Below are 12555 nucleotides of genomic sequence, written 5' to 3'. Positions count from 1 at the left end.
ATCACTCTGAATAATTATTGACAGCTCGCCGGATCGATGGTTGAACTGAGCCTGGGAGGAATGCCCCGAACCTTTTGCGCCGACCGGCTGCCATGGATCCATGGCGGCACCGCTGGACCTTTGTCTCCAGCGGCCATGCGCGCGGGTTGAGCAATGAACTGAAGCAGTGCCGGGCCCGCCCCGGCAGGTGCGGCGTTTGGCCATGGCCGAACGCCGATGGGGAAGTCGTGACCCTGGTCACCAGGGTTCGTGGAGCTTGAGAAGGAGGATGGCTCAGTGAGACGGATTATCCAATCAATCGCAGCAGCAGTGATCGCGACCACCATGTGGTGCGCACCCTCGTTCGCCGACGACGCAGCGCTGCTCGACGGGGTTACCGCCCGAGGCGGCGACAATCCGACGGTCGAAGCGGGGAAATTCAAGAAGGATCCGCCCTGGGTCATCGGCATGAGCCATTTCGGCGTCAACGCGAACACCTGGACGGTGCAGGTTGCGCATGAGGCCGAGGCTGCCGCCGCCAAGGACAATCGCATCAGCAAATTCATCCTGCTCGACGCCGGCTTCGACCAGAAGAAGCAGGTCGCCGACATCGAGGACCTGATCGCCCAGAAGGTCGACGCCATCATCGTCCAGCCGGTCACCTCGACCTCGGCGGACGCCAGCATCGCCAAGGCCGTGGCGGCGGGCATTCCGGTCATCGTGCACACCGGCCGCATCGAGAGCGACGCCTTCACCACCGAAATCCAGGGCGGCGCCGAGCATTTCGGCAAGGTGATGGGTGACTTCCTGGTCAAGGAGCTTGGTGGCAAGGGCAACATCTGGGTGCTGCGCGGGCTCGCCGGCCATCCAGAGGACACCAACCGCTACAACGGCCTGCTGCAGGCGCTGAAGGGAACCGACGTCAAGATCATCGCCGAGGAGCATGGCGACTGGCAGTACGACAAGGCCAAGAAGCTCTGCGAGACGCTCTACCTGAACAACCCGGAGGTCGACGGCATCTGGTCTTCCGGCGCCGACATGACGCGCGCCTGCGTCGACGTCTTCAAGCAGTTCGGCGCCAAGATCCCGCCGATCACCGGCGAGGGCAACAACGGCTTCTTCGGCCAGTGGATCGCAGACGGCTTCAAGTCGATCTCGGCTGAATACAGCCCGGCACAGGGCGCGGCCGGCATCCGCGCCGCCGTGGCCCTGCTGGAAGGCAAGGAACTGAAGAAGCACTACGACTACAACCCGGCCGGCTGGGACATCGAGAAGGTCAAGAAATACTATCGCGACGATCTCTCGGCCAATGTCTGGTGGCCGTCGGACCTGCCCGAAGACAAGCTCAAGGAATTCTACGCCAAGAAGTAGAGGCGGCGCCATTATGGCGCGGGCGGCGACGACGTTGGCCCGCGCCACGGAATTCCCCTGAAAGCGGCGGTGCTTGTTTCGTGAAGACCCTTGTCGAAATGTCGGATATCCGTAAGGCCTTCGCCGGGACGGCGGCGCTGAAGGGCGTCTCGATCGCGCTTCAATCAGGCTCGGTCCATGCACTGATGGGCGAGAACGGCGCCGGCAAATCGACGCTGATGAAGATACTCGCCGGGGTCCACCAGTCGGATAGCGGCGCCATCCTGCGCGACGGGCGCCAGGTCGTCTTCCATAAGCCGAAGGATGCGCTGGAATCCGGCATCTCGACCGTGTTCCAGGAACTGTCGCTGCTGCCCAATTTGACGATCGCCGAGAACATGTTTCTCGGCCGCGAACCGACCACCGCTTTCGGTTGGGTCGACCATCGCCGCATGCGGCGCGAGGCGGGCAACGCGCTTGCCGAGCTTGGCCTCACGCTGGATCCCGGCACGCTGGTCTCGAAGCTCAGCATTGCCGAACGACAGTTCGTCGAGATCGCGCACGGCATCATGACCGATGCCAGCGTGTTCATCCTCGACGAGCCGACGGCGGCGCTCAATGCCGCGGATGTCGAGGTGTTGAACCACCACATCCGCAGGCTGAAGGATGAAGGCAAGGCGGTGGTCTACATTTCGCACCGCATGGACGAGATTTTCGCCATCTGCGACACCGTCACGGTTCTGAAGGACGGCGAACTCGTCGGCACCAGACCGCTCGCCGAGATGGCGCCGGCCGCGCTGATCGCGATGATGGTCGGCCGCGAGCTGGCCGATCTCTTTCCCCAGCGCGGCGATGCCCCTGGCCCCGCCATGCTTTCGGTCGAGGATTTCCGCATCACCGAGCGCTCCAAACCGTTTTCGCTGGAGCTCAGCCGCGGCGAGATCGTCGCGCTGGCGGGCCTGGAAGGACAGGGCCAGCAACGTTTCCTGCGCTCGCTGGTCGGTCAGTACCATCCCTTTGCCGGCCGTGTGACGATCAAGGGCAAGTCGCTGCCCTTGCCGGTGCCGCCGGGCGGCGGCGTGCGCCGGCTGCAGGCGATGGGCGTCGGCTTCGTTCCGGAGGATCGCAAGGAGGACGGGCTCTTCCTCGGCCTTTCCGTGGCGCACAACATTGCCGCCGCGCTCCATTCGAAACGGTCGGAACTGGCGCTGGCCGCCGGCTACCAGCGGCGGATCGCCGACACGATGTCGAGCCTCGCGGTGAAGGCGAGCGGCCCGAGCGCCGCCGTCGGCACGCTGTCCGGCGGCAACCAGCAGAAGGTGCTGCTCGGCCGCTACCTTGCCGCCGACATCGACATCCTGCTCGTCGAAGAGCCGACGCGCGGCGTCGACATCGGCGCAAAGTCCGAGATCTACCGGCTGCTGCGCGACTTTGCGCGCAAAGGCGGCGCGGTGCTGGTGCTGTCGCGCGAGACGGTCGAGCTGATCGGGCTCTGCGATCGCATCTGCGTCGTCCACAACGACACGATCGTGAAGGAAATGCCGGCGGTCGACGCCACGGAGCACAACATCCTCGACGCCGCGCTCAGCGCCAACGGGGAGGCCAACGGGGCGGGAGGTGAGCGCCGATGACAGCCATCAGCAGACGCCTGACGGGCGCGACAGGATCGCGGCAGGGCATGTGGGTGCTGCCCTTGTTGATCGCGCTGGCCATCGCGCTTTGGCTCAGCCTCGAGACGGCGCAGTTCCTCAACGGGGAGAACCTGCTCAATCTGGTGCCGCAGGCGATGCCGCTCGTCATCACGGCGGTCGGCCAGATGTTCGTCATCCTGCTTGGTGGGCTCGACCTTTCGGTCGGATCGATGATCAGCTTCACGACGGCAGTGCTCGCCCTCGGCGGACCCGCCTGGGTGCTGATCCCGGCGGTGTTCGTGCTGGCCGCGCTGGTGGGTTTCAGCAATGGCTTCATCATCACCCGCTTCAACGTGCATCCGATCATCGCGACGCTGTCGACGCAATACATCCTGCTCGGGATCACGCGGGTGCTGCGGCCGGTTTCGGGCGGCACGGTGCCGGATATCGTCATCAGCGCCGTGGCCGGCTCCTTCCTCGGAGTACCCATGCCGGTATTCTGGGGGATATTCACCCTCCTCGTCGCCTGGAAGCTGCTCTACGGTTCCCGCTTCGGACTGCATCTTTTCGCGATCGGCGGCGGCGTGTCGTCCGGCGTGGAGGACGCGGCGCATAATTTCGGTATCGCCGACCGGCGCAACATCGTGCTGGCCTATGTGATCTGCGCCTGCTTCGCGGCGCTTGCCGGCATTTTCCTCGCCGGGCGCATCGTCTCGGGCGACCCGAATGTCGGACTGCTCTTCGAGCTCGACGCGATCACGGCCGTCGCCATCGGCGGCACCCAGCTTTCCGGCGGCATCGGCAGCCTGCACGGGACCGTCATCGGCGCGCTCGTCATGGCGCTGCTCGCCAACGGCATGAACCTGACGAACGTGTCGCCCTTCATCCAGACCACCATCAAAGGTGCGATCCTGCTTCTGGTGGTCGCCCTGCAGTCGCGCAAGAAGATGGGGTTGTAAGTGGCTGCTGCGCTCGCCAATCCCGTCATGCGCCGCGTGCTGCGCGTCCCGCCGGCCTACTACGTCTTTGCCGTGCTGCTCCTGGTCCTGTGGATCGCGCGGCCGAACATGCTCAATCTCAACATCATGGGCATATTCGTGCGCCAGGTCGTGCCACTCGGCATATTGGTGCTCGGCCAGCTTCTGGTGATGCGGGTGCGAAGCATCGACCTGTCGGGCGGTGGCGTCATCCTGCTCATCAACTATGCGATCTCGTCCGGCGTCTTCCCCGGCGCCTCCATGGCTTTCTTCATTGCCCTGGCGCTGGGCATCGGTCTCGCGGTCGGACTCTTCAACGGCCTGATGGTCGGGGTGAGGCGGGTCTCGGCCGTCATCGTCACGCTCGCGGTCGGCATCGTTCTGGTCGGGGTCGTGCAGTACCTTTCGAGCGGCAAGCCGCCCGGCGATGTGCCCGGCATGTTCGCCGACATCTACAACACCAAGCTCGGCCCGGCGCCGACGCCGGTGATCTTCTGGGTGGCGGTTTCGGCGGCGCTGTCGCTGTTCCTGTCGCGCACGGTCTTCGGCCGCTACGTGATGTCGGTCGGCGAGAACGTGCAGGCGGCGCATTTCTCCGGCGTTCCGGTCGCCCGCACCGTGGTGCTTGCACACACGCTGGCGGGCCTGTTCGCCGGGATTGCCGCGCTGGTGCAGACGGCGTCGATCGCCGTCGGCAGCGTCAGGGTCGGGCTCGACCTGCCGATCATGGCGGTCGCAGCAACCATCCTCGGCGGCGTCGTCTTCGGGCGCGGGGAAGGCGGGGTCTGGGGACCTTTCTTCGGCGTGCTGTCGTTTGCGCTGCTGTTCGTCGTGATGACGACCTTCGGCGTCGACGAGCCCGGCAAGCTGATCGCGCAGGGCCTCATCATCCTGCTCGCGGCGATCTTCTACGGCATCACGGGCAGGTCGAGCTGAGCCGGCAAGTTCGGAACTGCCAACAAGTTAATCGCATAGGGAAATGGATTGGAGACATGACCAAAAGATCGATCCTGTGTTTTGGAGATTCGCTGACCTGGGGCTGGATTCCGGTCATCGAGGGATCGCCGACGCATCGCTACGCCTATGAGGACCGCTGGACGGGCGTGATGGCCTCGCATCTGGGTGACGGGTACCATGTGATCGAGGAAGGTTTGAGCGCCCGCACCACCAGCCTCGACGATCCCAACGATCCGCGACTGAACGGCAGCGCCTATCTGCCCTCGGCCATCGCCAGCCACCTGCCGCTCGACCTCGTCATCGTCATGCTCGGCACCAATGACACCAAGTCGTTCTTCCGCCGCACGCCCTATGAGATCGCCAACGGCATGGCCAAGCTCGTCGGCCAGATCCTCACCAGCGCCGGCGGCGTGGGCACACCCTATCCTGCGCCGCAGGCGCTGGTGGTCGCGCCGCCGCCGTTGACCCCGATGCCGCATCCCTTCTTCCAGGGCATGTTCGCCGGCGGCCATGAGAAGACGGCGGCGCTGGCGGCCGAATATCGCGCCATGGCCGATTTCGCGAAGGTCGATTTCCTCAATGCCGGGGATTTCATCACCACCGACGGCTGCGACGGCATCCACTTCACGCCTGAGAACAATCGCGATCTCGGCAAGGCGATAGCGGGCAAGGTTCAGGAGATCTTCGCGCGTCAGCCCGATCGCAAGGTTGCCTGAGGTTCAAGTATGACGGCGCATCGGCCCCCTCCAGATCGATGCGCCGATTGCGGGACCGGCGCGGCACCGCCGGCCCGCAATTTCGGTAAGCGGGCCGAGCGGGCCTCGTCCCGACCATGGAAACCACGATCGGTCCGATCCATGGAAAAATTGTTCGGGGAGACGCCTTCGAAAGGCGGATCGTTCCTTCTAAGGCAGGCCAGAGTCTATAAAAATTATAGACATTAGATCTGGCGTCGACTTACCGAGAAGTGCCACAGCATGCCCAACCCAACCGTTGTCGGTTTCTCCGGAAATTTCACCCGGCCGTCGAAGACGCGCGGCTTTGTCGAGCTGGTGGTCAGGGACATCGCGGCCCGCAACAACCTGTCCGCGAGCACCTTTGACATCGAAGACGTTGGACCTTCACTCGGCAGCGCCAAATGGGCCCGCGATCTCGATCAGCAGGCCTTCGATATTCTCAACAGGGTCGTCAACGCCGATGTGCTGGTGGTCGGATCGCCGACCTACAAGGGCAGCTATACCGGTCTCTTCAAGCACTTCTTCGATCTGCTCGATCCGGCCTCGCTGAGGGGCAAGCCGGTGCTGCTGCTTGCAACCGGGGGCGGTGAGCGGCATGCGCTGATCGTCGAGCATCAACTGCGGCCGCTGTTCGGTTTCTTCGAGGCTCTCGCCTTGCCGACGGCAGTCTATGCGACGGACAAGGACTTCGCCGACGGCGTGCTGGTTTCCGAAGCGATCCGCAAGCGTGTCGCGCAGGCGGTCGACGATGCAGGCTATGCGCTCTCGCGCCGCGCCGCCGGCCACCGGATCGCGGCGGAATAGCCGAAGCAACCCGCGAGATTTCGACGGCACGCATCAGGATGGGCCATCGGCCGGGGACGCCGGCCCGTCATCGACCGCGCAAAGCGCGCGCAACGTCATCTACGCATTCGGCCATGGACATCAGGGGCGATCGGCGGGTCGGTCATCGGCAAGCTCGTCGTCGAGTTTGCCGCCGGGTTGCCGACGATGGTCGACCTGTCGCCATTCAGGGCCGACAGGTTCTAGCTCCCTGGGCAAATCTCTCGCTTGCGACCTGGATATGCCGCTTCACGCTTGGCCATCGATTTGCCGATTGGTGTAGCTGGAGACAGTTGCAGGGAAAAGACGTTCCATGACATCAGCCAATATTCTGATTTGCGACTTTGTCGGCCTCCGCTTCGGCGCCGACGGCAATCCAGACCACAGCGAGGTCAAGGCTCATATCGAAGCCAAGGGCGGCGCATTCCATCAGACAGGTATCGGTGGGGCCGGCCCTCTTGATCCAGGCAGGCTGCATTTCTTCTACCTGCCGCAATTGAGCACGCGGGAGGAATTGTTGGCCGAGGCTGGCGACGGCCGCTACGACGCCGTTATCGCAGCCGCGACCTTCATTCCGGCGGAGGCCAGGTTCCGCCTCGGCGGCGTGCGCATCGGAACGGGCACTGGCAATATGGGCTCTACCTCGTGGGGTGGGGGCAGCGGAGAGGGCGGCGAAGCGCCGCTCATGAACACGCCGGGCATCAACAGCCGCGCCACCGCGCAAATGGCCATGAAGGCGCTGCTGAAAGTCAGGCCGGATCTGCCCGTGGACAGGCTCAACACCCTGGTCGCCGGCGGGCAGTTCGACACGGGAAAAGACCTGCGGCATTACCCGACCGAAAAGCTCGAAGGCAAAAGACTGGCGGTGATCGGCTATGGCAACATCGGTCGGGAGTTCGCCAGGCTCGGCCAGGCCTTCGGCATGCGGGTCACAATCCATGCGCGGCCCCGTCACCGCAAATGGATCGAGCTTGAGGGCTTCGACTACGCCGCAAGCATGGAGGACGCGGCGCGTGGCGCGGACGCGCTTTCGGTCCATCTCGGCCTGGGTGCCTTCGATGCCGGCCAGAAAAAATACGCCAACGCCGGACTGATCGGAGACGAGCTGCTCTCCGCCCTCAACCCGGGCGCCGTGCTCATCAACTACGACCGCGGCGAACTGGTCGACGTTGCGGCGCTGGAGCGCGCACTGGAGTCAGGGCGCGTTTCCCATGCGGCGATCGACGCGGACCTGTTCAATGACGGCGGCACACTTTCAGGGCCGATGCTGCCTTATCTCAAGCTGGTCGAGCGCCATGGCCAGCATCTGGAGCTTCTGCCGCATGCCGCGGCCGACACCGATCATCCCTCCCGCGTCGCGGGCGCCAAGCAAGCGGTCGATCAGATCCACGCCGCCATCGTCGAGCATCGCGTCCACAATCTGAAAGGATCGCTGCCTTCGGGTTTTGTCGACATGGGAGCGAAAACCCCGCCGGGTATCGGCGGCATCGATCTCCGGCATCTGGCGACGCTGGCCGCCGATCGGGACGCGGCCGCCGACCTCGCCCGCTCAAGCGCTCTCGTTGCCGCGTTCTGGGAACGCGTCCTGGCCGCGTCCGAGCAGGAACGACCGGCGCTGATCGCTTCCGGAGGCGAAGCACTCGCCGAGGCCGCGAACCGTCTCTCCACACTTATACGCAGGCACCACCTTTCCGGGCCGTTCTCTTCAGGATCGCTCTGACGCTCACCATCGTGTGGGGGCTGGCACGCTTGCATCGCCTCGGCAAATCCTGGCGACGGAGCGGTCCGCGCCGCGCCGTCGGTGAAATCGACGTGTCGGATCCGCAGGAACTCGTCGTATCAGATTTCAGAAAGAGTGCGGCGAGCTGCTCGCCAAGCCTTTGAAAAACTTGGTGATCCCGACAGGAATCGAACCTGTGACCTACAGATTAGGAATCTGCCGCTCTATCCTACTGAGCTACGGGACCACGCGGCCCGACACATAGACGCTTCGGGCCGGTTCGCCAAGGGGCATGCTGACCTCCCATGAGCCGGATATCCTATCTCGGCCGGACCGAGCCGGCCAAGCCGTATGGCGGCGGGACACTCGCCGCCTTCGCCACGGCCGCTCAAGCGGCCAGCGCGGTCTCGGCCAGCTTCACCCAATAGCTCATGCCGTGCGGGATGACCTCGTCGTTGAAGTCGTAGGCCGGGTGATGCAGGCCGGCCGTGTCGCCATTGCCGATGAAGATAAAGGCGCCGGGGCGGGCTTCCAGCATATAGGAGAAATCCTCACCGCCCATCACCGGCTGGATGGCGCGGTGGACGTGGCTGTCGCCGGCGATGTTGGCCGCGATATCGCCGGCAAACACGGTTTCCTCAGCATGGTTGAAGGTGACGGGGTAGTTGGTGTCGTAGTCGACCTCGATGGTGGCGCCGAAGGCGGAGGCGAGCCCGGCGCAGAGCGCGCGGATGCGCTCTTCCGATTTCTTGGCCACTTCCTTCTTCAGCGTGCGCACTGTGCCGGCGATCTCGGCGCTTTCGGGAATGACGTTATAGGCGTCGCCGGCGTGGAACTTTGTCACCGACACCACCACGGCCTCGACCGGATCGGTGCTGCGCGAGGCGATGGTCTGCAGCGCGCCGACCAGTTGGCTGGCGATGACGATCGGGTCGATCGTGCCGTGCGGCATCGCGGCATGGCCGCCGCGGCCCTTGACGGTGATGGTGAACTCGGCTGTGGCGGCCATGATCGGACCGGGCTTGATGGCGAACTGGCCGACCGGCAGGCCGGGCATGTTGTGCATGCCGAACACTTTCTCGATGCCGAAGCGCTCCATCATGCCGTCCTTGACCATTTCGTTGCCGCCGCCGCCACCTTCCTCGGCCGGCTGGAAGATCACCGCCACGGTGCCGGCGAAATTGCGCGTTTCGGCGAGATATTTGGCGGCGCCCAAAAGCATCGCGGTATGGCCGTCATGGCCGCAGGCGTGCATCTTGCCGCGCACGGTCGAGGCCCATGGCTTGCCGGTGATCTCGTCGATCGGCAGCGCGTCCATGTCGGCCCGGAGCCCGATGGTCGGGCCATCGCCGTTGCGGCCGCGGATGATGCCGACGACGCCGGTCTTGCCCAAACCGGTCACCACGTCGTCGCAGCCGAAGGCCTTCAGCTTTTCGGTGACGAAGCCGGCGGTCTGGAAGACGTCGAAATTCAGCTCCGGTGTCTGGTGCAGATGTCGTCGCCAGCCGGCAACTTCTTCCTGCATTTGCGCGGCGCGGTTCAGAATCGGCATGATCGTTCCATCTCTTGGTTGACTGGCGGCAATCGGTTCAGAGCCGCTGCTCAGCAATTGTGAATGTATGGCACTTTGCCATTTTGGCGTCACATAGGGTAAATAGCACGGCAACAATGCGGTCCGGGATCGAGGGTCGGGCCGAATTTGTGCTGGCGATGGGTAACGAAATCTTACGGACCCAGCGGCGATTACGGCAAGAGGCGATTTTCGGATTTGATCATGCGGCAAAGGCATTTCCTCAACCTGTTGCTGGCTAGCGCGCTGGCGCTTCCGGTGTTTGCCGGCGCTGCGCACGCCAATCCGGTGGTCCTATTCGATCTGAAGAGTGGCTCCATCCTGGAGCATCAGGACGCGTTCAAGCGCTGGTATCCGGCCTCGCTCAGCAAGCTGATGACGGCTTATGTCACCTTTCGCGCCATCCAGGCGGGCGAGGTGGCGCTCGATTCGCCGATCAAGGTGACGAAGCATTCGGCCGGCGAGCCGCCGAGCAAGATGGGCTTCAAACCGGGCTCGGTGATGCGGCTCGACAATGCGCTGAAGATGATGCTGGTCAAGTCGGCCAACGACATCGCCATGGCCGTCGGCGAGAATATAGGAGGGTCGCAGGCCGCCTTCGCCGACCGCATGAACGCCGAGGCGGCCCGGCTCGGTATGGTTGGAACGCATTTCGTCAACCCGAACGGGCTTTATTCGCCGGAACAATACACGACCGCGCGCGACCTTGCCGTTCTGGTGGCGGCGCTGCGCAATGATTTTCCGCAATATGCGCCCTGGTTCTCGATCGAGGGCCTTGCCGTCGGCAAGAAGGCCCTTCCGAACTATAATCTGCTGATCGGCCGCTATCCCGGGGCCGACGGCATGAAGACCGGTTTCGTCTGCTCTTCCGGATTCAACATGATCGGCTCGGCGACGCGCAACGGTCGCACGCTGGTCGCCGTGGTGCTCGGCGAGAAATCGGCAGTCAGCCGCGCCGAAGCGGCGGCAAAGCTGCTCGACCAGGGTTTCGATATGCCGGCGGCGGGTTCGACCACGCTGGCCGCACTCAAGCCCTATGGCGACACGCTGTCGCCCAACGACATGCATGACGAGATCTGCAAGAAGAAGCCGAAGGAGGAGCAGTCCGAGGCAGCCCCCGAGGTCGCAGCCAAGGATAAGCCGAAATCGCCCTACCAGGTGAAGCTCGACCACCCCGCGCTGGTTGCGGTCGGTCTCGGCGGCGCCACCGGTCCGGCGCCGAAGGCTTTCGTCGACCAGGTCGATCAGAATTATGCCGATGTGCCGCTGCCGAACTGGCGGCCCGACAGGCCGGCGCCGACCGGCGCCGAACCGCTGGCAACCGCCGCTGCCGGGGCGCAGGGCGACCAACCGGCCAAGACGGCGAACTGACCCCTGCTATGGGTAGCGGCTTTCCCCTTCCCGTATCCGTGCTCACCGGCTTTCTCGGCGCCGGCAAGACGACGCTGCTCAACCGGCTGCTCAAGGATCCGGAGCTTGCCGACACGGCGGTGATCATCAATGAGTTCGGCGAGGTGGCGATCGACCATCTTTTGGTCGAGCAGGCGTCCGACGGCATCATCCAGCTTTCCGACGGTTGCCTCTGCTGCACGGTGCGCGGTGATCTGGTCGACACGCTCGCCGATCTCGTCGACCGGCTGCAGACCGGCCGGATCGCGAAATTGGCCCGCGTCGTCGTCGAGACGACGGGCCTGGCCGATCCGGCACCGGTGCTGCAGTCGATCATGGCGCATCCGGCGCTGGTGCAGGCCTTCCGGCTCGACGGCGTCATCACGCTGGTCGACGCCGTCAACGGCGAGGCGACGCTCGATGCCCATGTCGAGGCGGTCAAACAGGCCGCGGTGGCCGACCGTATCGTGTTGACCAAGACGGACCTTGCCGGCGCGGCCGGGATCAAGGCGTTGCGGGCGAGGCTCAAGCAGCTCAATCCGGGCGCCGTCGTCCTCGATGTCAATGAGGCCGGCACGGGCGCCGCGGCGCTGTTCAATTGCGGCCTCTATGATCCTCAGACCAAGTCCGCCGACGTGCGGCGCTGGCTTGGCGAAGAGGCGGCGCATGATCAAGATCATCACCATGATCAGGATCATCACCATGATCAGGATCATCGCCATGATCATCGCCACGACCATCATCACCATGACGGCGACCATGATCATGGCCATCATCACCATGCGCATCGCCATGATACGCGCGTGCGCTCGCACTCGCTTGTCCATGACGGCCCGGTGCCATTCTCGGCGATCGAGATGTTCCTCGACCTCCTGCGCTCGACACATGGCGAGAAACTCTTGCGCATGAAGGGCGTCATCGAGCTCGCCGAGGATCCCTCGCGGCCGCTGGTCATCCACGGCGTGCAGAAGGTCCTGCATCCGCCGGCAAGACTGCCGGCCTGGCCCGACGGCCAGCGCGGCACCAGGCTGGTGCTGATCACGCTCGACATGCCGGAGGATTATATTCGGCGGCTGTTCGCCGCTCTCACCAACAAGCCGTCGATCGACACGCCGGACCGCGCGGCGCTGGAAGCCAATCCGCTGGCGATAGCCGGGTTATAAGCCGAAAAGGCGCCGGCTCAGGCCGCGTTGCCGCGCTCGACCAGGAAGCGGTGGCCGCCGGTGACCGCGGCCGTCTCGACCAATTGGTGACCGGCATCGGCGCAGAAGGCCGGGATATCGATGACCGCGAGCGGATCGGTGGTTTCCAGCCAAAGCCGGCTGCCGGGCCGCATCGTGGCCAGCCGCTTGCGGGCTTTCAGCACCGGCAGCGGACAATTCAGCCCTTTCAGGTCGTAGATGGCGGCCTTTTTTGCCAAGCT

Annotated in this window: 11 protein-coding genes and 1 tRNA gene; 9 read left to right on the top strand and 3 right to left on the bottom strand. The window is 64.4% G+C overall.

Translation table 11 applies throughout. The annotated features are described in order from the left end of the window. Positions 1-324 precede the first annotated feature (324 nt). From WDX12_RS05725 to WDX12_RS05695, 7 genes are all read left to right on the top strand, one after another. Complete coding sequence (locus tag WDX12_RS05725) at positions 325-1350, top strand: ABC transporter substrate-binding protein (protein WP_434725576.1); 1026 nt, start codon at positions 325-327, stop codon at positions 1348-1350. 80 nt (positions 1351-1430) lie between these two features. Further along, positions 1431-2960 (top strand): sugar ABC transporter ATP-binding protein, encoded by a 1530-nt coding sequence (locus tag WDX12_RS05720; RefSeq protein WP_434724224.1) that lies wholly within the window; start codon positions 1431-1433, stop codon positions 2958-2960. Beyond that, entirely contained in the window at positions 2957-3919 is a 963-nt protein-coding gene (locus tag WDX12_RS05715; RefSeq protein ID WP_434724223.1) for an ABC transporter permease, read from the top strand. Before WDX12_RS05720 ends, WDX12_RS05715 begins: the two co-directional genes overlap by 4 nt. 27 nt (positions 3920-3946) lie before the next feature. Further along, positions 3947-4873, top strand: coding sequence for an ABC transporter permease (locus WDX12_RS05710; RefSeq protein WP_434725575.1), 927 nt, complete (start codon positions 3947-3949; stop codon positions 4871-4873). A gap of 56 nt (positions 4874-4929) precedes the next feature. Continuing rightward, positions 4930-5610, top strand: a complete 681-nt coding sequence (locus WDX12_RS05705; protein WP_434724222.1) for an SGNH/GDSL hydrolase family protein — start codon at positions 4930-4932, stop codon at positions 5608-5610. 261 nt (positions 5611-5871) lie between these two features. Further along, entirely contained in the window at positions 5872-6435 is a 564-nt protein-coding gene (msuE, locus tag WDX12_RS05700; protein ID WP_434724221.1) for an FMN reductase, read from the top strand. A gap of 331 nt (positions 6436-6766) precedes the next feature. Further along, entirely contained in the window at positions 6767-8173 is a 1407-nt protein-coding gene (locus WDX12_RS05695) for an NAD(P)-dependent oxidoreductase (protein ID WP_434724220.1), read from the top strand. Between the two features lie 170 nt (positions 8174-8343). Here WDX12_RS05695 and WDX12_RS05690 read toward each other — a convergent pair. Together WDX12_RS05690 and WDX12_RS05685 are read right to left on the bottom strand one after the other, a co-directional pair. Continuing rightward, a tRNA-Arg gene (locus WDX12_RS05690) sits at positions 8344-8420 on the bottom strand. A gap of 141 nt (positions 8421-8561) precedes the next feature. Beyond that, a complete protein-coding gene (locus tag WDX12_RS05685; protein WP_320296640.1) occupies positions 8562-9725 on the bottom strand; it encodes a M20 aminoacylase family protein in 1164 nt (387 codons plus the stop codon). 222 nt (positions 9726-9947) lie between these two features. Between WDX12_RS05685 and WDX12_RS05680 the strand changes: the two genes are divergently transcribed. Then, positions 9948-11114: a D-alanyl-D-alanine carboxypeptidase family protein gene (locus tag WDX12_RS05680; RefSeq protein WP_434724219.1), complete on the top strand. Its 1167-nt coding sequence runs from the start codon at positions 9948-9950 to the stop codon at positions 11112-11114. Positions 11115-11122: 8 nt separating this feature from the next. Beyond that, positions 11123-12295: a CobW family GTP-binding protein gene (locus WDX12_RS05675; protein ID WP_434724218.1), complete on the top strand. Its 1173-nt coding sequence runs from the start codon at positions 11123-11125 to the stop codon at positions 12293-12295. Positions 12296-12312: 17 nt separating this feature from the next. Here WDX12_RS05675 and WDX12_RS05670 read toward each other — a convergent pair whose 3' ends face one another. After that, the gene (locus WDX12_RS05670; protein ID WP_434724217.1) at positions 12313-12552 is read right to left on the bottom strand and encodes a sulfurtransferase TusA family protein; all 240 of its coding nucleotides are present in this window, start codon (positions 12550-12552) and stop codon (positions 12313-12315) included. Positions 12553-12555 lie beyond the last annotated feature (3 nt).

It is taken from the genome of Mesorhizobium sp. RIZ17 (assembly GCF_051127865.1).
Classification (GTDB): domain Bacteria; phylum Pseudomonadota; class Alphaproteobacteria; order Rhizobiales; family Rhizobiaceae; genus Mesorhizobium; species Mesorhizobium humile.
Note: the sequence above shows the minus strand (reverse complement) of the source record. Positions and strands in the feature narration are given on the sequence as shown.

Excerpts from the sequence above, each read along its gene's own strand:
- WDX12_RS05685 (WP_320296640.1), bottom strand. The coding sequence starts at position 9,725 with ATGCCGATTCTGAACCGCGCCGCGCAAATGCAGGAAGAAGTTGCCGGC.
- WDX12_RS05710 (WP_434725575.1), top strand. The coding sequence starts at position 3,947 with ATGCGCCGCGTGCTGCGCGTCCCGCCGGCCTACTACGTCTTTGCCGTG.
- WDX12_RS05705 (WP_434724222.1), top strand. The coding sequence starts at position 4,930 with ATGACCAAAAGATCGATCCTGTGTTTTGGAGATTCGCTGACCTGGGGC.
- msuE (WP_434724221.1), top strand. The coding sequence starts at position 5,872 with ATGCCCAACCCAACCGTTGTCGGTTTCTCCGGAAATTTCACCCGGCCG.
- WDX12_RS05680 (WP_434724219.1), top strand. The coding sequence starts at position 9,948 with ATGCGGCAAAGGCATTTCCTCAACCTGTTGCTGGCTAGCGCGCTGGCG.
- WDX12_RS05695 (WP_434724220.1), top strand. The coding sequence starts at position 6,767 with ATGACATCAGCCAATATTCTGATTTGCGACTTTGTCGGCCTCCGCTTC.
- WDX12_RS05675 (WP_434724218.1), top strand. The coding sequence starts at position 11,123 with ATGGGTAGCGGCTTTCCCCTTCCCGTATCCGTGCTCACCGGCTTTCTC.
- WDX12_RS05725 (WP_434725576.1), top strand. The coding sequence starts at position 325 with ATGTGGTGCGCACCCTCGTTCGCCGACGACGCAGCGCTGCTCGACGGG.
- WDX12_RS05715 (WP_434724223.1), top strand. The coding sequence starts at position 2,957 with ATGACAGCCATCAGCAGACGCCTGACGGGCGCGACAGGATCGCGGCAG.